Origin of the sequence: Pedobacter sp. KLB.chiD, from assembly GCF_047040275.1 — a bacterium.
In the GTDB taxonomy this organism is placed as follows: Bacteria; Bacteroidota; Bacteroidia; order Sphingobacteriales; family Sphingobacteriaceae; genus Pedobacter.
In genome coordinates, this window is sequence record NZ_CP178207.1 from 2,835,667 (window position 1) to 2,858,532 (window position 22,866).

General features: G+C 40.5%; 13 protein-coding genes and 1 pseudogene. All 14 read right to left on the reverse strand.

What is annotated here, in order from left to right; translation table 11 throughout:
* Entirely contained in the window at positions 1-1,014 is a 1,014-nt protein-coding gene (locus ACK1I8_RS11675) for a type IX secretion system membrane protein PorP/SprF (protein WP_412465564.1), read from the reverse strand.
* A gap of 22 nt (positions 1,015-1,036) precedes the next feature.
* Positions 1,037-2,251, reverse strand: coding sequence for a hypothetical protein (locus ACK1I8_RS11680; protein ID WP_412465565.1), 1,215 nt, complete (start codon positions 2,249-2,251; stop codon positions 1,037-1,039).
* On the reverse strand, positions 2,241-3,983 hold the full coding sequence (locus tag ACK1I8_RS11685) for a hypothetical protein (RefSeq protein WP_412465566.1): 1,743 nt from the start codon (positions 3,981-3,983) through the stop codon (positions 2,241-2,243). The genes ACK1I8_RS11680 and ACK1I8_RS11685 overlap by 11 nt, the downstream gene beginning before the upstream one ends.
* A gap of 174 nt (positions 3,984-4,157) precedes the next feature.
* On the reverse strand, positions 4,158-5,783 hold the full coding sequence (locus ACK1I8_RS11690) for a hypothetical protein (RefSeq protein ID WP_412465567.1): 1,626 nt from the start codon (positions 5,781-5,783) through the stop codon (positions 4,158-4,160).
* A 1,044-nt stretch (positions 5,784-6,827) separates the two neighbouring features.
* Positions 6,828-7,307 (reverse strand): hypothetical protein, encoded by a 480-nt coding sequence (locus tag ACK1I8_RS11695; RefSeq protein ID WP_412465568.1) that lies wholly within the window; start codon positions 7,305-7,307, stop codon positions 6,828-6,830.
* Complete coding sequence (locus ACK1I8_RS11700; RefSeq protein ID WP_412465569.1) at positions 7,273-8,151, reverse strand: polymorphic toxin type 47 domain-containing protein; 879 nt, start codon at positions 8,149-8,151, stop codon at positions 7,273-7,275. The genes ACK1I8_RS11695 and ACK1I8_RS11700 overlap by 35 nt, the downstream gene beginning before the upstream one ends.
* Positions 8,152-8,356: 205 nt before the next feature.
* On the reverse strand, positions 8,357-8,713 hold the full coding sequence (locus tag ACK1I8_RS11705) for a hypothetical protein (RefSeq protein WP_412465570.1): 357 nt from the start codon (positions 8,711-8,713) through the stop codon (positions 8,357-8,359).
* A 678-nt stretch (positions 8,714-9,391) separates the two neighbouring features.
* Entirely contained in the window at positions 9,392-9,754 is a 363-nt protein-coding gene (locus ACK1I8_RS11710; protein WP_412465571.1) for a hypothetical protein, read from the reverse strand.
* Between the two features lie 465 nt (positions 9,755-10,219).
* Positions 10,220-10,750, reverse strand: a pseudogene (locus ACK1I8_RS11715) (RHS repeat domain-containing protein); the annotation flags it as partial.
* A 30-nt stretch (positions 10,751-10,780) separates the two neighbouring features.
* Positions 10,781-11,008 (reverse strand): hypothetical protein, encoded by a 228-nt coding sequence (locus tag ACK1I8_RS11720; RefSeq protein ID WP_412465572.1) that lies wholly within the window; start codon positions 11,006-11,008, stop codon positions 10,781-10,783.
* 316 nt (positions 11,009-11,324) lie between these two features.
* On the reverse strand, positions 11,325-11,921 hold the full coding sequence (locus ACK1I8_RS11725; protein ID WP_412465573.1) for a hypothetical protein: 597 nt from the start codon (positions 11,919-11,921) through the stop codon (positions 11,325-11,327).
* Positions 11,922-11,926: 5 nt separating this feature from the next.
* The gene (locus ACK1I8_RS11730; RefSeq protein ID WP_412465574.1) at positions 11,927-12,994 is read right to left on the reverse strand and encodes an RHS repeat domain-containing protein; all 1,068 of its coding nucleotides are present in this window, start codon (positions 12,992-12,994) and stop codon (positions 11,927-11,929) included.
* Between the two features lie 36 nt (positions 12,995-13,030).
* On the reverse strand, positions 13,031-13,624 hold the full coding sequence (locus tag ACK1I8_RS11735) for a hypothetical protein (RefSeq protein ID WP_412465575.1): 594 nt from the start codon (positions 13,622-13,624) through the stop codon (positions 13,031-13,033).
* The gene (locus ACK1I8_RS11740; protein WP_412465576.1) at positions 13,624-22,830 is read right to left on the reverse strand and encodes an RHS repeat-associated core domain-containing protein; all 9,207 of its coding nucleotides are present in this window, start codon (positions 22,828-22,830) and stop codon (positions 13,624-13,626) included. Before ACK1I8_RS11740 ends, ACK1I8_RS11735 begins: the two co-directional genes overlap by 1 nt.
* Positions 22,831-22,866 lie beyond the last annotated feature (36 nt).

A 22,866-nucleotide genomic window follows, 5' to 3' on the forward strand; every position in this document is an offset into this window, starting at 1 on the left:
TTACCACCGTCTTTGTGGACAAACCACTTTGTAAACATTATTAAGCAATAAACCCAATACAATTTCATGACTTCCTTTACTAGCCTGATTAAGCGTGGATGTGGTTACATCATAACTATAGCTAAGGTTAATCAGGTGACTGATATTGAAGCCCGCCATCAAATTCAAGGCATCCTGTTTTCGATAACCTGCACCAATCCAGATCCTGTCTTTAAAACCCATTTTTACGTTTAAATCAAATGAAAATGGAACGTTAGGAACATATTTCACCAAAACAGATGGTGTAATATTCAGGTCTTCGACCAGATAAAATTTATAACCTGTATGTAGAAAAGTGTGCGGCACTTGTTTACCTTTTTGGTATCGTTCATCACCGGAGAAGTTTAGCTTTTGCGGCAAAACCTGCTGAACTGAAAGTCCGGAAAAAAAATTAGCGCCATATAACCATAAGCCTGCCGATAGATCAGGTAAAATCCTTACATCAGCTGCGTTGTTTAATGCAGGATCATTAGGGTTTTCGAGCAAAAGGGCATTAATATCGATTGCTGCCCGGTTAATCCCTCCGGCTATCCCTACAGAAAGGTTTAATTGATTATTTAATTGCAGGTGGTAGGCATAACTGACGTCAAAGGTAGTGTTAGCGAGCTGACCGGCGTGGTCAGACACCGCTACAAAACCTAGCCCATGGTGCGCCGGCGAAGCCGTATAGTTTTGCGTATAACTTCTGGAACGTGGATCGTTTCCATTATTTTCGAAAGATAAGGCATTTGACCATAAATATTCATTACCTAAAGCCCAATGCGCAGATACAAAGGCTGTTCTTGGCGACTCCTGAAGTCCTGCCCATTGGTGCCTGTAACCTATTTTTACATCCGTATAATTTTCGATACCGCTTAAAGCGGGGTTTAGGAGGTAACTATTTAAAAGGTATTGACTATATTGTGGCCGTTGCTGTGCGTGAAGGCTTAAGCAAACAAATATCGAAAATAAGAAAATCCAGTTTTTTCTTTCCATTCTTACTATCTTTGGCGGCCATTTACAGCTTACGCAACCTTTTCTCCAGTAAACGAATACGCTCATCCTGTTTTTTCACATTACCCAAAAGGCCGTTATACTGCTTATCTTTTTCTATTAAATGCAGCGTAAGTTCCTCTATCTTTTTCAACAGCAATTTGTTCATTTCTCCAACAGCCATTCCATCCCTTTCAAGCTCTTTTGCAGAAGGCACCTCAGGCAGGTGTTTATTTGCTTTGATATAACTTTCCAGCGCCGGCAAGGTTAAATTTTGGTAATTTTCTTCAAATACATAATCCGGTGCGCCTGTACCATCCACTCTTACTTCTTTCGCCTTTATTCTTCCATTAACACTAAGCATTTCAGTCGGATTTTTAAGACCAATTCCGACCTTACCCCAGGGATCGATCCGCATCTGTTCGATATTATCATTCGTGCTAAAGGTGATAAAACCACCAGTTACACCAGTGCCCCTGTAAAAATTAATTGAATTATTTGTACGCCCATAAAAACTGTGCTCTAGTGAGAATGTCTTTCCTTCGTAATCAGCTGGCTGAGTACCGTAGGCCTTTACGCCCAGATAAGTTCCCTCCCCATTTCCATCACCTTCAGGCAACCTGGAAAATACGGAACCCAGGCTTCCTCCTCCCTGATAATTGGCCACATCAAAAAAAGCCCTTGGGGCAATGGTACCAATCCCCACATTGCCATCTCCCGAAATCCTTAAACGCTCTGTCATACCTGAAAATAAGGCCAGGCCGGTTTTATTGCTGTGCAAGCTTTCTGAAATACTGGCAATACCTGCCCATTTATCTTCACCGATATAACCAGAATAGAATTTTAATCCATTTATTTCCCCTGCTGTTACTGCATTAACCCGGCTATTCATCGTCCAACCGCTTGTAGCCTGCATTACTTCTAATTTGGTGGCAGGGAAAGTAGTACCAATGCCCACATTACCTCCCTGTGGGTTGATAAAAGTATTGCCCTGATTATAGTAGTTGATATAGGTACCAAAACCGACTTTTGAATCAAGATGCAGATTCCCGTTTGTTACGGCCACAAAGGCATGATTGGTTACCTGTCCATTACCCCCTACCTGCAAATATTGACCCCAGACAGAATTAGGGCCATATAAGTGGTATTGATCGTTAGCCATGTTTACCGCTTGTCCATTTGCAGAAACAACCGCATAGAAAAAGTACAGCGCAATAAATGTGAAGCGTTTAATTTCCATTATTTTTTAGTTTTAGGTTCTCTGCCTCTAATTTTTCCATCCGCTTATTCATATCAATTACATGAATAGTAAGTTCCTCTATCTTTTTCAACAGCAATTTGTTCATTTCTCCAACAGCCATTCCATCCCTTTCAAGCTCTTTTGCAGAAGGAACTTCGGGCAGGTGTTTATTTGATTTGATATAACTTTCCAGCGCTGGCAAGGTTGCAAGTTCATATTCTTCTTCAAATACATAATCAGGTGCGCCAGCACCATTTACCCTGATTTCAGTAGCCGCTATCTTCCCGTTTACGGAAAGCATTTCCTTGGGTTCATACGTACCGATGCCTACTTTACTTCCGGTAGGGTTGATGATCAGATCGCCACCCCATTGGGTTAAGTTATAATTATGAGTACCAATGATTGTTCTTCCCCCAAAACCGCTTCCGATTACCAGCCGGTCTGATGCATTATCAGATCCGCCAAAATCTGCAGCAATCCATCCGGTATGCACGTTAGGATCTTGCCCGGTATTAAAGGAATTGATCGAATTACGACTATTGCCACTAAAGTTAGCATTACCTAAACGCAAGCGGTCTAACTGAACATTTCCGTTTACGTTAAAAAGTTCTGTAGGATTAGATGTTCCTATACCCACATATCCGTTTGATCTGATTGACATCGCCGTCCTTTTACTATCTGCTAAACCTGCATCCAGATGCACATTAAAATTAAGGGCAATATTTTTAATCCCTGGATACCCTCCTGAAGGATAACCGCCACAGCAAAGCCACTCTGGAACGGCTTCGATAGAAGCACCGAAATAGTTTGGAATAACGTCCCTGTAACCGGCAAACTGGATGCCTTTTACACCGCTGCCGGCGTCGTAACTGCCCAAGGTGATAAATTCATCGCCTGCGACATGAAGTTTGCTGGCAGGAAGCGGCGTGCCAATCCCGATATTGCCATTTTTATTTATCGAAAAAGCTTCCTGCTCGGGGCTTTGCCCACCATTTATAGAAAAAAAACCTAAGCGTTCATAGTGAGTATTGATGCCATTCATTTCGATTTTAAAACGCCTCGAATTATCAGACACATGGAAACCAATGCGTGGCCGTTCAGACGCTTCGGCTCCGATGGCAATGCCAGAATTATTATCATAACCATAAGCTTTAATATCGCCGCCCGCAACCGTTAGTTTATAGGCAGGATTTTGTGTACCAATACCCAAACCTGCGGCTAAATAGCCTTGTCCGTCTGCCCTTACCGTAAAATTGGTGATTCCGGCGGTAACACCTTCATAAAAAAAATTGCTCTGCCCGTTAGCGTTATCGGTTATGGCTTTAAAAATTCCACCAGGGTAGCTATAAGTACCCCCCGCCTGGTGACCGGTAAAAAAATTCTGACCACCTGAGGTAAGCATATATAACTTTCCATTTAGATTACCATTAGTCTCGGTAATTACCCTCGACCATTCTGCATTTGGTAAGTTATTCGTCTTTCTAAACCAAAGATTCTGATCAAAAAAACTGCCTGCAAACTGCATGGCGAAGTTGTTGTTCACGTTGCTGTGCCTCACATCAAGCAAGTGCCACCAGCCACCTGCCCCGGCAGGAAAGTTGACAGGATTATAAGTTTCGAAAAAACCGGAAGTGCCACCCATTTGGCCTGCATCGTCTTTAGGTTGAGTGGTTTGTGAGAAAAGAAAATACGGGATAAACGCGAAAAATAATAGTGCAAAAAATTTCATCATAAATTTGTTTGATTCTAATGACCCAAAAGAATTAAATGAGGCTAGTTAGGTCTCCAACATACATAATGGGCCAATCTAAAATCTCTAATTAAAATGGAATAAAAAACCACGTTTGATGAAACCCGGGTTTTTGACCGTCTGAAACCGTCAATTAACTGACCAATTTACCTGTTGTTATTTGTTAATCTTTTCCAATTTTAATAATCTTTCCTGTACATCGCTTAGTATTTTATCTTTTTCGATCAGGTGTAAAGTCAATTCTTCTATTTTTTTTAACAACAGTTTATTCATTTCACCAAGGGCAATTCCGTTTTCGGCGGCTTCATGAGCTGATGGAATTTCGGGCAGGTGTTTGTTCTTCTTGATGTATTGCTCGATTTCTTTAAGCGATAAAATCTTGTAATCCTCTTCAAAAACGTAATCTGGTGTTCCCGCACCATTAACCCTGATTTCATTCGCCTTGATTTTACCATTTACAGTGAGTTTTTCTGATGGGTTGTTGATCCCGATTCCGACATAACCAGAACCATCGATGATAATATCATCACCATAGTACCACTGTGGGCCGTTACCATTTTTATCGAACATTCTTCTGGTTCCTAAAATCATCCTACCCGTAGCATTATAACTTTGATCGTTCCCGGCAACTGTAATAATCCGGCCCTGACTATACATATTACTTCCATCGGTATTGGCCGGTATAACAAATTCCAGCTGCGCCCCGTTTATCTGGGACCGGCCCCCGGTATTGGCCTGAATGACCAGTCCACCCGCAGTAATGGGATTTTCATTTCCAATATTTTTCGAAATCCCACCATCAACAATATGGAGCTTGCTATGGGGGTTGGCGGTACCAATGCCCACATTCCCCGCGGCGCTCCATACTCCGTTTGGTAATCCAATATTTGCTTTGCCAAATCCACCGTCATAACCCAAATCAATGAGTCCGTTACCCGCCCGGATAAAATCAACCCGGCTGCCAGAATCGTGAAAACCAATCGTAGCATAATCCTGAGCATTCAGGAGTAACGTAGTTTTACTGGTCCAATCCTGGATGGTTGGCGAAGAGCTTTCTAAAATATTTCCTAAACTCATATAACCATCGGTATTATGGCCAGGTGTATGGCTCCCCAACACAAACGCCCCTCCTTTTACGGTAAGTTTAGCTTCAGGATTTGCCGTTCCTATACCTACAAATTGGTTATCCGAACGGATATGAAATAAGGCATCGTGCTGTATACTCCCTGCTTGATGGCTAATGGTAAAGTCATTTCCAGTTGAGCCAGCATAACCAATAGCCCAGTTCCCTTCATAATTTCCGGTACTGGGATCATTTCTGGTAAAGCGAAGGCCAGACCAGCCAATCGGTTTTACTATCGTTAGCCCCTCAGCCCAACCTTCATCTGTAGCCATGATTTTTACATTCCCCTCAAATAAACCCTTGCCCATAACATGTAGTGGCACCTGAGGCGCAGTTGTTCCAATGCCCACCTTACCACCACTTTCGGTTACAATTTTTACCCAGGGCTGTTGAGCATTGTCATTGGTTTTGCGCAGATAAAAGTTCTGATCGAAAAAGCTACCGGCAAGTTGCATCGCATAATTGTTCGCCCCATTTGAATGCCTTACATCAAGCAAATGCCACCAGCTGGAGGCACCGGCCGGAAAATTGACAGGTGCTGATGCTTCATAAAAACCAGCGTTGATGTTGGCCTGGCCAGCATCATTGCGGAAAATGGTTTGTGAAAAGGCGCCTATAGGTAAAAGTACCATTAAAAACGGGAATAGTTTGAGTTTCATCTAATTGTGCTTTGGTTTATGGCAATTGCGAAGCAGATCAGCTAATCTCATAACAATATGCCATATTAAATATCAGACAAAGGAAGCATTAAAAAAAACCTGATTGACGGAACCACGGTGTTTGATAGCTGAAAACCCTAAATTAAATGACTAAATCCCTCGACGTGGTTGTTAGGTTTATAACGCTGATGGATCAAATAGCGCTTATTTAACTTTGTATGCCCATTAAATTTCTGATATGGTTAAACACTGAAAACTACTAACCGCTAACTGAAACCTGTTCGTGCTTACATGAAAAAGAGGTATGATGAAAAGGATCTGGAAACGAATGGTTCCGTGTTTTGGGGTTTGCAGCCCTGCCATCGCTACAATCTTTTTGTTGCCGTGATCTCTGAGATTTATGGAAGTGGCAACAAAAAGGATTTCCCCTTTTGTCAGGTTTATTGAGAAGGGCTTGTAGTTTTTGGGAGAGGCTGAATAGCGACTGTTAACTTACATGCCATTAAAATTTCTGATATAGTTAGACAGTTAATTGTTTAGTAGACACTAATCAATAGTAAACCATCATATTTAGTTCTGAATATATCTTGATAGGATCCTGAAACACCCGGCCGGGCAGAAGTTCGGGATGACGATTTTTTGAGAAAAATCGTCTACACTATACCCGCACTGGTAAATGAAAATAATTTAACCACCTCCAGCCTTTGGGCACCCCTCCTTAAAAAGGAGGGGAGTGGCCCCTCATAGCTGAATAGGTAAAGGGCCAATTAGGATTTTGAACGTTTATAGCGAGGCTACTAATGAGATTGTTTCCCCAACTGGTGCGAGCTTGCAGCTCGGATCCAAATTAATTAAATTATATCGATTTCTAACAATCCCCTTTCTCCAGAAAAATCTATTGCACTAATATACTTCCAATGATAATCTGCTGTTAAAAAGCCTGCCTCAATTGGATTATGGTGTCTCGAAAATTATAAAAAATTAGGATTGAGACTTCTAAATTTTATAACTATAGCATTTTATATGGCGGGTTAATTATTTAAATTATAAGCATTTTAATTTTTCTATCCACTCTTTAGCGTTTCCTGTTCCTATTAGATAATCGTGATCATTATAAGCTATTAAAAAATCGCCATGCATATTTGTGATATAGAAAACAAATGAATAACAATTTTCTAAGATCTCAGTAAGTATTGAACCATCTTCTAAAAAAAACATGTTTTTATCATCGTCTAATTCAAAAAAGAAAACAACTTCTTTACCTTTTAGCATTGTTTCAAATTTTTCCCAACCATATTCACATTTAATAGAGCTAAATTCGAACATATATTCCCATAATGGGTAGACATACTTTTTTTTCGTTATATTTTTTTCAAATACTTTTTCCAAAAGAATGTAATTTTCATTTTTGGAAAGCTGAATAGTTTTTTTTTTAAAAAGTTTTAATGCATCTAAAAATTCAATACTATGACTTCTTAAAATTTCATAATTAAGGCTTTTTATCTGTTCTACCTGCAGGCACATAATCTACTATTATATGTCCGACTTTTTTGTCTTTACCTTTACCAGGTGTTTTCCATCCCACATGTGGTTTATCGGGTCCATTATTTTCACGACCAAAATCAATACTCACCTCTGCCCCCCCCTTTGCAGTATATTCAACAGGAAAAGATTTCCCATATTCATTTGTTCCCCACTTCGTAACTGTAAAATCTTTTCTGTCGACTACTGTTTTTTCAAAAGCATACTTTAATGCATCTAAAAAATTAATTCCACTACCCCTTAAATCTGCATCATTACTTCCTAAATCATATCTTAGTTTTTCTAAACCTGGGGAATTTCCTTGACCTAAACGACTATCTATTTTGCTTTTATATATTAAGTCTTGAGCAGTTGCCTCCGATCGACTAATTCTATCTTTGATTTGCTGAATTTCGAAATCTGATAATTTAGCAGGATCATTGGTTATTCTTTGGTAAGGTCTGTCACTGCCTTTACCTGCATCTAATGATGAAAATACTAAAGTTAGTGTTAAGCTAGCTGCTCTCCCTAAAAATGCAAAAGCTCCGCCAGCAGCTTTCTCAACAGTTATTCCCTTATCTGCTTGTGTCCCGCCATTCCTTACAGCTCCCACAAAAGCTTGTTTAGCCAACTCTTGTGTAGCACTTGTTCCAGTTGTAGCAAGCAGTGCAGTACCGGCAGCCTCTTTAACGCTATTATCCTTACTACTTTGTCTTTCTAATCCATCCAAATCAATACTTTCAATTGGACTATTACTCGCAAACTGATATGGTATTAATTCCGGATACTGATTAGCTATCGGATCCACGCTCAGAAACTTACCTATCCTCGGATCATAGATCCGCATACCATAACCGAGGCTTCGCCGAGCTCATGAACGCCTATAAAACTGCAAACAACTGTGAATAATCCTGCTGGTTACCCTGCCCTTTTACCTCATTATCATTCTCTTTACCATTAAAACCATAGCGGTAAGGTACAGATCCGCCGAGGTTGTAGCTCCGGCCGCCCATCTGCCCGCCAAAAGCGTAGTAACCGAGGCTTTGCCGAGCTCATGAACGCCATTGATCAACAACGATAACAGGTGAATAATCGTTGGCAGATATGACCGTAGGTTTATACGTTCCATTATCGTTTACGACCTCATCACTGATCACCGACATCACATTGCCCATCCCGATAGCTATCGGGAGATTGCTTAGTTCAAAGAACTTTTTGCCTGTTTGCGTCCATACTGAAGGCGCATTGGCAGAGGCTAAGTTAACATCCGGACGCCACATTCCCAAATGGTTGAAGCCATACAATTGCTGCTCTTTCCAGGTGACCGCTCCGCCGGAAGTTGCCGCCTCGTAAACCGCCAGGTTATTGCCCTGCGCATCCCGTACATACCAGCTATTCAGGTTGCCCACCGTTTTGCGTACCCTGTTTCCTGCAACATATTTAGATTTATGCGAAAGATCTTCTTATATCCATAAGAACATGACTCATTTAACCTAAAACTAGAAAAGAAAAAAGCCAGGCGAAGATTATTTTAAAGCACAATTCATCTGGCCCGCAATCCTGCTCGCTAAGACTTGCACTATCTTCAAGCTTGATTTTATAATTGCGCTAAATTTTGTTTCTCTAAACATTTTATTGCAATTATAAAATCCATTTGACATAGTTGTCTTTTCTCTTAGAACAAGAATATCATTATCAATATACTTTAAAATATCAAACTCGTTAATTTCATCTAATAAATAATGATTAAGAGGGCTTGGCCAATTAATATTCGACTTTGTTTTTGGGAGTTTTTTATGCCTTTTATGGTCTCTTGTTTTAACTTTTTATCTTCCAATTTTACATCTGAAAAATATAGTAAAAAGAATTGGTCAAGTCCACCTGATACGTCCTGATAAGGTAATCTAATGGCCTGTTTCTAAATTGAAATGGCTTCTTCTTTTTTGTTTAAAATCCATAATGCAATTCCCAAAAAATATAATCGCCAGCTGATGTTCCATCTAAAGCAATAATATCATATCCTAATTTTACTATATCATAGCAGAGACACTGCCTCCCCCCACTAAGACTTGCACCAGCGAGGGTCATTATTTAAAATTACGAAATTCATCTTGATGTAACTTTATCCAAGCTGTTTCTTCCTCTGAAATCTTACTATTTAAAGGATGTTCTGAATAATCTTTTATGACCTCCAAGCACTCTTTTTTTAATCGATTATCAGGGTTCCCATAATCATATATTATATGAGCTGCCCACAGTGAAACAAAATATTGGCTCTCTCTGAATAAATTCGCAAACTCTTCAATTTCATTACCATTAAGATACTCCATTCCAATATCAATTAATAGCTGGTAATCCAAGTCCTGATAATTAATTGGATTAGATGGAGTAATCCCTTTAAAATAGTTCACTTTGCATTGCAATAAAAAACGATCGCCTCTGTTATTCATTATTTTATTATTTAACTTTATTTAAGGTGACTCCTGCCGCATTTTTAGGTATCCCGTTAATAATACCTTCCGTAGTTCCACCAACTGTTTTTCCCCCTGGTATAAATAAATTATTTGCCCCTACTTCATTTCCAGTTGGTAATCTAAGATTTAACTCCTTTAATGTACTAGGTTTAATATGGACTCTTATTAAGTCACCCTTGAAAACAATGGATCCTCTATACCTAATTTTGCAGCTATTTGTTGTCTAGTTGCCCCGCTAGATAATAATGCATTAATCTCACTAGTTGGTGCTATAAATGTTTCTGCTGGGTTTCCTACAACAGGACTCCCTGGATACTTAGCAAGCATTTCAGAAGAAACCAACTTAGTTCCGCCACTTTCGAAAGCCGATAAAGCAGATTGACTAATTGGTTTAAAAAGCGAAGTGCTAAAATTAAAAATCTTACCTAAAGCAACCCCGGTTCAATAAGCAAAAACAGCTTGACTTATTGCATTTCGTGAATCCTTTTCTTGCTGAATACGCCCCTCTAATGTTTTAGCTTTGTTATCGTTAAACCCACTAAAAAATTGTGCTCCTAGAAAAAACTGGGATACTTTACCTCCAGTAAAGTATAAATCAGCTGCAACTGCTGATGCAGTAGTAACTGCAATCAGACCTTTTTTATGACCTTCTCTTAATCCTTTATTAAAGTTATCGCGTTCACTGGCCGGAACTCCTTGCAGGGCGCCAGCCCATGAACCTTCTAATCCGTCTAAATCAATAGCTTGAATAGGACTATTGCTGGCGAACTGATATGGAGTCAGCATCGGATAATTTGCAGTTATCGGATCCACACTCAAAAACTTCCCAATCCTCGGATCGTAGATCCTCATCCCGTAATCCTGCTGGTTACCTGCTCCCTTTACCTCGTTATCATTCTCTTTGCCGTTAAAGCCATAGCGGTAAGGCACAGATCCGCCGAGGTTGTAGCTTCTGCCGCCCATATGACCACCAAAAGCATAATAACCGAGGCTTTGCCGAGCTCATGAACGCCATTGATCAACAACGATAACAGGTGAATAATCGTTGGCAGATATGACCGTAGGTTTATACGTTCCATTATCGTTTACGACCTCATCACTGATCACCGACATCACATTGCCCATCCCGATAGCTATCGGGAGATTGCTTAGTTCAAAGAACTTTTTGCCTGTTTGCGTCCATACTGAAGGCGCATTGGCAGAGGCTAAGTTAACATCCGGACGCCACATTCCCAAATGGTTGAAGCCATACAATTGCTGCTCTTTCCAGGTGACCGCTCCGCCGGAAGTTGCCGCCTCGTAAACCGCCAGGTTATTGCCCTGCGCATCCCGTACATACCAGGTATTCAGGCTGCCTACTGTTTTGCTTACCCGGTTTGCTGCAGCATATTAAGTTTTATGCGAAGGATCTTATTACATCCATAAAAACAAGAATCATTTAACCTGAAACTAGAAAACAAAAAAGCCCGGCATAAAGGCCAGGCTAAGATTGTTTAAACGCACAAGTCATCTGCTCCGCTAAGACTTGCGCTAGTGAGAACAATTACTAACGATACATGTATCCAGTTGCAGTAACTGAATACTCACCAACTATTTCATCTTTATAAACTAAGCCATATTTAATTAAATTTTCTAAGCCTAAAGAAATAGCTTCCAGGCTAATTGATTTATTGAGTTTCAGTTTTTGCCAAAGGGAATTAATACCCTCAAAGATTTCTTTTTCACTTAAAAGAATATGTCCCCTCAAATAGGCAATAATACTTCCTCCATGATACTTTTCTAAAAGTTCATTATTAAAAAGCCATAAATGACTGCGAAAATTTAAAGTCAAAGCAGCAGCATTGTATAACTGTACCTTACACGCTAGTTCAAAATCTAGGTGATTCCTCAAATTAATTTTATAAGACTGTCCTTTAAACTTCAAAAGACTGGTTGTAAATTCATTTGGTTTGTAATCATATAATATCTTCCGAATCTCTTTATCCAAACTAAAAACCAAAGAACTTACCTTTTCATCTGCAATTATTAAGAATGGCCAGCAATTATTATCTTCATCGTAATCATCTACAAGTCTTCTACATAAATCTGCATTAATTGTCGTATAGAAATTTGATACACTTGAACTTAAACAAAAATTCTTCATATAATTTATTTAGTAAACGTAGCCTCAACTCCATTACCTATTCGCTGAACTACAACATTTTTAAAGCCAGCTGCCTTTGCTTGCTGACCTGACCAAGTAGAAAATGCAGCCTCTGTATCTTTAGCCCCCACTTTTATGGCATTATAAAAATCTTTTAAATTAGTAGACATTCCTCCCTCATATCCTTCATCCATAATCCACTTAGCTGTAAATTTATCAGCTTTTGTGGTCTTAACAGCTGTTTCGAAGATTTTACTACCTAAACCTTTTCCCTGCAATTGCTTTGGTATATTTAAATCTAATTCTAATCCCTTAGTAGACGAATACGAATAGGTTCCAAGGTTGTTCCCTTCGAATTCGGCGAAAGTTGTAGTACTACCTTTAAAGGAGATAAATTTGATTGATGATTTAAAAAAAGGTGCAGCAACAGAGAATACTTTTCCTAAAGCAACACCAGTTCCATAAGCAAAAACAGCTTGACTTATTGCATTTCGTGAATCCTTTTCTTGCTGAATACGCCCCTCTAATGTTTTAGCTTTGTTATCGTTAAACCCACTAAAAAATTGTGCTCCTAGAAAAAACTGGGATACTTTACCTCCAGTAAAGTATAAATCAGCTGCAACTGCTGATGCAGTAGTAACTGCAATCAGACCTTTTTTATGACCTTCTCTTAATCCTTTATTAAAGTTATCGCGTTCACTGGCCGGAACTCCTTGCAGGGCGCCAGCCCATGAACCTTCTAATCCGTCTAAATCAATAGCGTGAATAGGACTATTGCTGGCGAACTGATATGGAGTCAGCATCGGATAATTTGCAGTTATCGGATCTACACTCAAAAACTTCGCTATCCTCGGATCATAGATCCGCATACCATAATCCTGTTGGTTGCCGGTTCCTTTTACCTCGTTATCATTCTCCTTACCGTTAAAACCATAGCGGTAAGGCAAAGATCCGCTGAGGTTATAGCTCCGGCCTCCCATCTGACCACCAAAAGCATAATAGTCGTTACTGTTAATTACATCGGGTACATAAGTATTGCCGCTTTGTAAACGGTTATCGCTCACCACCGCCATTACGTTACCCAGGTAGAAGTACCAATTTAAGCTAGATTAAGAAATAGTTAAGAGCTTACTGAGGTAATTTTCAAGATAAAGTATATCTTGAATTGCTTCTTTAATATCTCCTCCAATTAGTAATCTTTGCTTAATATAATTCCATAATTCCGCATTATAACCAAAGGCCTCTCTCTCAACCCCAATCTCCAAATCCATTCTTTCATCCATACTTTTAATAATTGTACTATATTGGTTTTTTAAGTATTCTTTAACATCATTATAAAAACCATTAATCTTCGCATATTTCAATATTAATTCTAAAATATTGACTTCAATATATTTATAAGAGAATTCTATAAGCAAAAAATAAGAAATACTGTTGCTAAATTTTTTTAGTAGGTAATCAAAATCATCTTCGCTAAAGTTGGTCCATAATTCTGGCAAGCATAAAAAAAGCGCTTTAGTATAAGTTGGATTAATTAGCTCTATATTGTAAAGTATAAAATCAATATTATTTACAGAAACTATTTGATTAATGAACTGCTCTAAAAAAGCCCTATCAATTGGAAAGTACGTTGCTTCGTTTATTGACCTTGTCAATATTTCACGAGAAAGTGAAATTATTTCTTCATTAAAATGTAAATACATCAGTTCGCCTTAAAAGTTTTTTCTATCCTACCTTCACTATTATATAATTTAACATTTGCTCCTGTTGTATTTACTCCAGCCTTATTAAGTAAACCTACAGCACTTACGCCCTCAGCCAATGTTGGTTGATAATGCCCCGAATTATTTGATATTTCCATTACCTGTCCTTTATATATCTTTAACGTTCCAGCTGCCTTTACCGTTTCAGCCCCCCCAGACAAATTATAATGGCCTACGCCGATTTTTACTTGTCCTTCATTAGTAATTACGAAATCAAATCGACCATTAGTTACGGCTCTCTCACCAATGTTTATTTTTCCTCCCGCAATACTAGGACTATATGAGACAAAACCATCTCCTATCTGAGGGTTATTGTTCTTCAGTGTTACTCCTACATTGGCTGGTGATACGGATTTTTTTACATTTGAAGCTACATTTTGTTTTGCCAAAAATCCTAATGTTGCACCTTGTGTGATTTCACGTAAATTATAAACAATAGCATTGAATATAACTTGTTTTTGAAATGCTTGCGTCGCCTCATCTTGAGATATATAGTTATCAGGATTTGGGTTTCGAAGGAATGTTCTCATTTCTGTTAAAGAGTATACGGGTTCTAAACCATCTCCTTTTCGCGCATCAGAAAAATTATAGGTTTGTCCTTGATATTTAACATTATATTCTAATGGTACATCTCTTGTAAACGTCCCTCTTCCCAACATTTGAAGGAATGAAAGTTGTTTAGGGCCCTCACTTAATGTTTTTATTACAGGCTTTCCTTCTTTCATTGTTAACTTTACAGAAATCTTTTCAAGACCGTCCAGATCTATATTTTCTATTGGGCTATTGGATGCAAATTGATACGGTGTTAAATCTGGATACTGCTTCTGCAACGGATCCACACTCAAAAACTTCCCAATCCTCGGATCATAAATCCTCATGCCATAGTCCTGCTGGTTACCCTGCCCTTTTACCTCGTTATCATTCTCCTTACCGTTAAAGCCATAACGGTAGGCCTGTGCACCAGGGTTGGTAAAATCGCGGCCCTTCATCTGCCCACCAAAAGCGTAATAGTCATTGCTGTTAATTACATCAGGCGCATAAGTATTTCCAGTCTGCAAACGGTTATCGCTCACCACCGCCATAACGTTACCCAGGTGGTTACTCAACTCAAAGAACTTAAGGCCATAGCTGTTCCAAATACTGCTGCCATTGCCTGTAGCTAAATTAAGGTTTGGTTTCCACATTCCCAAACGGCTACTGCCATACAGTTGTTGCTCGCGCCAGTTGCTGGTATTGCCGGCATTGTCGTAAACTGCCAGACTATTGCCCTGTGCATCGCGCACGTAATAAGTGGTTATATTATTGTAAAGCTTGCTTACCCGGTTGCCCGATGGATCGTAAGTATAATTAATGCCTCCGCTGTTTTTGCTGATGCTCCTGATTTTACCATACACACTCCAATCGATATTGCTGATACCTTCGGCAGCATCGGTTTTTAAATTGCCGATTTCGTCGTAACTGTAATTGTTATTGCCAATATCGTTTCCATTGTTTACGCCAACGGCATCGTTTACAGCGGCCAGGCGGTTATTAAGCAGTTTGCCCTCGGCATTACGGTTATAGACATAGCCCAAATTATCCATTGCATTGCCATTCTGGTTATTGCGCAGCAGGTTTAAAATGTTTCCGTTACCATCGTAATTAAAACTTTCTTTAAACTTATTGCCTGCACTGGCAAAACTCCAGTTACCGGTACCCAAATCGTGCTGGTTTACATTTTTAATGCGGTTTAACTGATCGTAACCGTAACTGTAACCAACGGTTGCACCACTGTTAATACCTGCAATGGCGTAAGTGCTGTTACTGATGTTACCATTAAACAAAGGCTTACCCGTAAGATCGCCATTGGCCCCCACATAGGTTTGGGCAAAAGCACCATTGCCACCAATCGGGCTATAATCGCCATTGTAATAACCCAGGCTGTAAGCCAGGGCATCTTTGCCGATGGTGGTATTCTGGCCCGGTCCGGCATCCGCACCCATCTCTATGCCTGGTTCTAATCTGGTACCATTTACCCCCTTTAACCAACCCTGCAAGGTATAAGCATAATCCATTCCCTGTACTTTCTCCAGGTTCCGGCCAAGTTCCATCCTGGCCAGCGGGCCATGCAGATAATATTGGTAACTGGCATCCAGGCGCCGGCTGGGATCAGTCAGCGTACTACCAAAACCATAATTAACTACACTGGCCTGGGTGCTGCTCCATGCGGCGGTTAGGCGATTATCGGCATCATATTTATATTGGTAATAAAAGGCATCGTTCTGTCCATGCTGATAAGCCAGAAAATTAACTTTACCGCTAATTAAATCGTATTCGTAATTGATGGTTTTTAAACCCAGTCCGTTAATTTGCTGGTATAACGTTTTCACATTGCCACTTACATCATAGTTATAATACGTTGCATTGATGGCTGATGTTCCCGGTGTTTCACGGTACACACTTGCTGATACAAGCTTACGCTGGTTCTCCAACCCCAGGTTGGTTAATGTGCCATTACCGCTAATCAAACCATCATAGTAAGTTTGGGTAATCTGTGTATTATTTCCTGAGCTTAAAAAGTTACGGTAAAAAGTATTGTCTACGTAAGCCGGTTCGGTTAAACCGCTGCTTGTGGTGTTTTTTTGGCCTACCTCTTTTATCCTGCCCAATGCATCATAATCGGTATAGCTAAAATTATTACCTGTGGCCTGTTTTGCATTTTGCGAAATCACCAAACGGCTGAGGTAATCGTACCAGAACTTGCTGGTGCCGGCATCAGGGGTATATTGTTTTACCACCTGATTGGTGGCGTTGTAAGCATAAGTAGTGGTTAACCGGTGTAAAGGATAAGTACCGTTAAACTGGGTTTCCAGGGTACTGTTTTCGGCAATAGTGGTAGGTTCTCCCGCTGCCGGTATATTAAAACGGTACCAGGCCAAAGCTGTGCCATCGGCAACGGCAAAGCAGGGGCTTGCGGCGTTGGCGGCAATTTCGCCGGCCGCCATTAAACGACCGTTATAAATACGCAGGTGTTTCAGGTTAGTAAAATTGCGCGGCATATTAATCGGGTTACTGGTAATGGCCCAGCCACAACCTGCTGCCGGTGCGCCTGCCACCGGGTTATAGGCTTTCCCGTTTACCCAGATCTGTGCAATACCCTGCGCAAGATCTGTTCCCTGTACCACCACGTGTGTCCATGGCGATAATGGTAAAATATCGCTCACATTGGCGGTAATGTGCCTGCTTAATACAATACTTACCTGATCTGCTGCCGTTTGGTTTAAGGTAAAAATATCAACATTAACCAGGTTTCCGTTTACGCAGGCCTGTAACATGTATTTCATATCTGGCGTGGCCGCAATAAATTGCTTGCCCCCATCAGCATCTGTATACAACCACATTTCTACCGCGGTATTGCCGTGCGCCTGTAAAGTATTGCTTAGGGTTTGTAAAGCGGTATTCTGATCGGCCGCAGTTAGCGGGCCATTATAATTGCAATCTTCAGGCTGTGCTTTCCTGCCACGCTGTACCAGTTCAATCTCATTATCGTTTAAAAGTGTCACTCCTTCTGGCGGTACGGTACGGATGAGGTTACCGGCCAGATCGTAATAGTATAGTGTATAATGGTAAATCTGTTGCGAAGCCTTAAGCATAACATTAGCCTTTGCAGCTGCACAGGTGCTTACATAGGCATTAACAAATTTTCTTTTCTCTTCATTAATATAACTGCTGTATTGCTCGCTCCCTGTTCCGTAAGCCTGATCGATTAATGTTTTTACGCATGCCATCGGATCAACAGGTGCGGCAACATAAGGAGGCTCGTTACACAATAGGTCGCGGTTGCTGGAACTGTAATCCACGTAATCCTGGTACGACAGGAAAAAGCCGAATTTCTGGTTTAAGTAGTTGCTAAAAATGGTTTCGTAATGGGCAGATGCCGGATTTAAGGTATTACCAAAAGCTGTATTTAATTCGGAAACAGCCGTATTATAAGCATTTCTAGTTACACAACCAGTTGCCCCTGCATCCAGAAAAACAGGAAGTTTGATATCGTAATCAAGCAGGTGTTTACAGTTGGTACAGCCTTTGATCAGGGTATTTAATTCTGCTTCGGTTAAAGTCATTGCACCACCGTACTGCGCCACCAGTGTATTATAAAAACCCGATGTACCATAACCCGGCAGGTTCTTTAACTTAGTACAGATCGCATCTGTAGTAGCGGAGATGGAAACCTGGGTAGGTTGCTGTATCACCTCATGCGGATAAGGCGAATCGATTAACCATGGGTTCAGCAGATCGGTAAAAGTATTAATTCCTAGTGTGTATTTAATGACGTCGCCAAAATTTCTGGCCGCATGTCCATTAATATTTATAGTAGTTGAGCCGGGTAAACTACTGGCACCAAAAGGATGATCGAGGTCTCCTCCCAGCGTACATAAAGTGATTAAGTTGTTTCTGAGTTCATCTATTTTTGAGGTGAAGTTACCCGCTTCCAATCCTTTTTGAAGACGCTGAATCCAGCCATCGGCACTACCGGTACAGGAAGTATTGATCTGGCTGGTTAATGCAGCATATTGCTCTGCCTTATACTGCGCCTCGGTTAAACCTGTTTTGGGCGCGATGATATCCGGATCGAACCTGCTCTTTTTTTCAGCATAAATGGCCGGGCAATTGGCTGAAGGTGGTGTTGGAGTGCAAAAACTTGCTCCTGATATGGTATTCTGGCTTAAATATACCTTTTGGAACGGACTACAATTCTGTACTTGTATGTAATAGGTCGAGTCGTAAAAATAAGTAGCAGAGCTTTGTCCGTTTGGAACTGATATGACTACCGATTCGTATGTGCTTGAGTAGTCGTGGTCAACCCGGAAATTTACCGTTACCTGTACATCCATATGGAATGATACCGGATTACCATTCTGATCAACCAGTTCTACCGTTGTTTTTCTGGGATTGTGAAAGTAATAACCATAACAATCGATATATTTCGAAATATTACCATCGTTTAAGTTGGCCTCATCGCTTATTTTTGCACAAACCGTAACCGTGTTTGAAACCCGCATTGCATTTTCCTCTTGCGGCGCACTGCTCCTCGTGGTCATCGATGGTGTAGAGGCAAGCTCTGGCTGGTACCGGGCTACCCAAACATTTCGGTAAATCTGATAACTCCCTTTCTCATTTTGCACCGCGAAATAAGGTTTAAATTCATATTCACCAAATTGGCCTGGTGTATATGATACAGAAGTATCGCTATTACTTCTTCTGGCCTGTGTTGTAGCATGGCTATTGCCCTCTTCAGCGTTTACTTTACTAACGCTATAAATCTTATTGCTGTCAAAATCGGCCAATACCTGCTGCTCATCAGTATTATTGGCCATTAGCTGCATGGTAGTTTCGCAAGGCTGTTGTTCAACATTGCTCGTGGTGGCTTCAACTGCTTTAAAAAGTGCGGTAGGCTGCTGATCACATGGATTACCGCCACCTCCGCCGCCGCCGCCTCCTCCAATATAGTTACTACAAATACTTACCCATACATTATTGAATAAGTAACTTGTATTGTTATAAAAAACGGTATAACAAGGATAAAAAGTAAGATCGCTATTATATAAACCTCCGTTACAGCCTACAGCGGGTGGATCAGCTTCATCATAACCTTCAAAAATGGTATATTGATATTGATAAGGATAATTAACGGTATAATAAGAACCATAACCATAACTGCCATTGGGAGTCAAACTACCCTCAAAAGTGCAGCCTGCAGGAGTACTTTCTGTGCAGGTCATTTCCCACACATTGGTATACCTTATTGTTGCCCCCGACGGCATAGCAACCTCTAAGCAGCTGTAAAACTGCCTGGTTCCCAGATTGCTGCAACTAATTGCAGGCGGTGCACTATGCGTTCCCGTAATGTAGGTATATGTTACCTGCTGGTTATTGAGGTAATCGAATGTTTTATAGCTATTTGGAGACAGCTGCTGTGTGGACGCTGCGAATATTCTTGTTGAGCAATCGCCATTGTTAGTGTAATCATATTCAGCACTAACAGGTTTCCCTATGGTACAGGCAGTAGCGGGATTACAGGTTTCGTTATTTCGGATTATTTCTATATACTTTTCTTTAAGCTCGAGATAATAATCGCGGTAAAGTTGCCATTCGCGGTTTTCTACCCTGCAGGCATCATTGGGGCTGCAGGCATTCCAGTTCTGTACGGTTGTACTTGCCCCCAAATTAGCAGTACCTGTTGTATCAGAACAGTAAAGAACAAAATCAATAAAGCCATTGATATTTTTTACGGCAACATCATTACGCCCGGTTTTTACCACACTGAAATTATTCAGATCGAATTCCATATTGCTCTTGTAGGTCGCATATGCAGAATTGGTAAAAAAGGGATCGGTATTGAGCAGCCAGTTTATCGAATTGCTGCGGTGGTAACCAATTGCTGCTGCCGTTTCTATTTCCTTTAAATGGTTATCCCATGCTTTTTCTCCGGAGTGGTTAATACAAAACTGAAGTTTGCAATATTCGGGGTGGAAACGGAGAAATTGTTCTGCCCAATCGGGTTTCCAATACTTTACCAGGTCATCTAATGTAAATGAGGCATCATATGGATAAATAATACTGCCATCTTCTTTGGTTACGGCACTATTGATATAAGCGGGATCAGCACTATCCAGGTTATCAAATGCACCATGTTTAAAATATAGTTGTAGTACGTTGGTAGCCGTCTCTAAAAAGTTACCAGCATCATCAACCATGGCATATTGCCCGCCAGGCGAAACATCTGACAACATGGGGTTGCGGTAATCATCGCAAGGGCTGGCTGTGCTCACACAAGACGCTTCAAGTGCCGCTACTTTATTTAAAAGATCATCGTAAGTACTTGAAATCAGATTCTGATAAGCAGCCGGGGCTTCGCCAAGCTGATTCAGCCTGGCGATAAACATGGCTGTAAAATCTGCCTTATTGCCCAGTTTTGCCCTTGCCGTTTTACAATCGGCAAAACAATCCTGAAAGCGGCTTTCGGCAAGATACTTCAATACAAAATCAGACTGTTTTTGAAGGTAAAGCGCATTCTGGCCTTTTTTTACATATTCGTTTGTAAAGTAATTGATTACGCGCTCGCTCAGGTTAAAATTAAAGGTGATGTAGTATTCGCCGATCTGGTTAAATGCGGTTTCAATAGTACCATTTTGTATGCCTACATTTTCACAACTGGAACTATCAGCGCCAATTATAACGGGTGCAGCAGTATTATAAACCACAACATTACAGTTATCCCGGATGGTGATGTCCAGCTCATAATAGCAATTACTGCAGGGTTGAAAAGTGGTACCCGGATATTGGGCAATCAGTTTTTCTATATCATACTTTAGCGTAACAGGGCCTGGTACCGATGCGGTGTAAGTGGTAGTGGCATTTAGGCTCAAGCGGCTGGCATCAAAATTAAACTGCTCCGGTTTTAATATTTTCATATTAATCTCCTGTACAGCTGGCTTGTTATCCAGGCCGGAAACATTATCAGGTGTATTACCGGTTAATGCAGTAGCAATAGTTTTACCGCTGGCATTGAGGTAGCTGATACTGATCTGTCCGTTTGGATCGATCACCATATTTTTAAGGTAATGCTCTGCAAAGCCAACATCGTTACCAAACAGCCTGTCTAATTCCCACTGTTCAGGTTTAGCATAATAATATCGGGTAGTATGCTTTTCACCGGTACCGGGCTGAAAGGTATAACCCACACCGCCCTGCAATTTTATCCGACCGGTTTGATCTGGCGTATATTGTGTTACCGATAAAGGATAACCACCGGCATCAGGAAGATATTGATTAAATGAGGTAAGGTTTTTAAACTGATTTTGTGCTGAATAATAGCGTGACGCGCCGGATGATATATTCAGAGCCGACGGCAAAGGTTCGCAATTGGCCGCATTTAAATCGGTATAACTATATGGCAAATTGCTGGCATTCCGGTTAAAAGCTGGAAAATAATGCAAAGATTGGTTGGTTGTACTTTCTCTAACCGGCGCAGGTAAAATACTCGCTGCAGGGCGCCCAAACTCATCGTAAATATTCTCTTGTACAACAGCTACATCATCACTATTGTTGAGGGTTACGGTTTGGCGCCCCCTTAGCGAACCATCAAAGTAACTGACTACTTCTTTCTTTTTGCCTTCTTCGGCATAAGTAGCAGCATATTGCCAGTTTAAATTCTGCTCATGCCAGCCCGGCTCCCATATTGCATAGTTATTATTGTTATCCTGTTTATAAAACCAGTCGCCGGTATTTCTAAGCCCATCAGTAGTGTATTGCACTTGCCTCATCCTCACCAGAATATATTTGGCATTATACAGCAAAGAAATGGTATAGTTATTTTCGTGGGTGGTTATCCGTGTGGCATTGTTTCTGAAGATGGCTCCGATATCATCATTAGAATATGCTCCGCTGTTTAATTTTAATGCGTCTGCAATCGTTTCCCATTCTGATCCATTATCAATACTTACCCACTCTACATCATATTCTTCTGCACCGGGCACTAAAGACCAGCTCAACCTTAACTGATTATCCTGAACAGTTCCAACGCTTAACCTTTGCAAACCTTTATTTTTGGGTTGTTCTGCCTGCTCGCCATTAATACCTAAAAACAAGTAAGGTTTAAAAGCATATTTACGGTCGATATTGATCATGCTGCTCAATTGCAATACCGGAGGCAGCTGCGTTCCGAATTCCGGACTGTTAATAGAAACTACATATACTTTTACATAAAAACCATTTTGAAAACTATAGGTATCTATACCTTTGTAAACGGCTCCTGCATTTTTATTATAACTTACATTAAGCGTTACATCGTCAATTTTAGTTGCATCGATCTGCGCCGGAGAACTAAAATATTCAATCCTGATTTTTAAGCTACAGCTAAAAGACTGGCTGATGTCCTGTTCATCCAGGACCTGCAAATTAATGCTGTTTTTAACTGAGATATTGGTGATATCAGCCCAGTTGAACGTTGTATTTCTAAACTTTTCGTCTTTTACCGATAAGGAGTCGCCAGCTTTAATGTTCCCTTTCAAAAAGTTTTGATAGGGTTCTACCGCTGCAAATACATATTGTTGCAGCAATACCAATAAAGAAACCACAAAAACAAAACGGAGCGTTTTTAACATAACTAAATATTCTTAATAATATCTTATTTCAATCAG

Coding starts and splice junctions, on each gene's coding strand:
- ACK1I8_RS11725 (WP_412465573.1), bottom strand. CDS start 11,921: ATGAAGAATTTTTGTTTAAGTTCAAGTGTATCAAATTTCTATACGACA.
- ACK1I8_RS11735 (WP_412465575.1), bottom strand. CDS start 13,624: ATGTATTTACATTTTAATGAAGAAATAATTTCACTTTCTCGTGAAATA.
- ACK1I8_RS11730 (WP_412465574.1), bottom strand. CDS start 12,994: ATGGCGGTGGTGAGCGATAACCGTTTACAAAGCGGCAATACTTATGTA.
- ACK1I8_RS11695 (WP_412465568.1), bottom strand. CDS start 7,307: ATGTGCCTGCAGGTAGAACAGATAAAAAGCCTTAATTATGAAATTTTA.
- ACK1I8_RS11675 (WP_412465564.1), bottom strand. CDS start 1,014: ATGGAAAGAAAAAACTGGATTTTCTTATTTTCGATATTTGTTTGCTTA.
- ACK1I8_RS11720 (WP_412465572.1), bottom strand. CDS start 11,008: ATGTGGCGTCCGGATGTTAACTTAGCCTCTGCCAATGCGCCTTCAGTA.
- ACK1I8_RS11710 (WP_412465571.1), bottom strand. CDS start 9,754: ATGAATAACAGAGGCGATCGTTTTTTATTGCAATGCAAAGTGAACTAT.
- ACK1I8_RS11690 (WP_412465567.1), bottom strand. CDS start 5,783: ATGAAACTCAAACTATTCCCGTTTTTAATGGTACTTTTACCTATAGGC.
- ACK1I8_RS11685 (WP_412465566.1), bottom strand. CDS start 3,983: ATGATGAAATTTTTTGCACTATTATTTTTCGCGTTTATCCCGTATTTT.
- ACK1I8_RS11680 (WP_412465565.1), bottom strand. CDS start 2,251: ATGGAAATTAAACGCTTCACATTTATTGCGCTGTACTTTTTCTATGCG.
- ACK1I8_RS11700 (WP_412465569.1), bottom strand. CDS start 8,151: ATGCGGATCTATGATCCGAGGATAGGTAAGTTTCTGAGCGTGGATCCG.
- ACK1I8_RS11740 (WP_412465576.1), bottom strand. CDS start 22,830: ATGTTAAAAACGCTCCGTTTTGTTTTTGTGGTTTCTTTATTGGTATTG.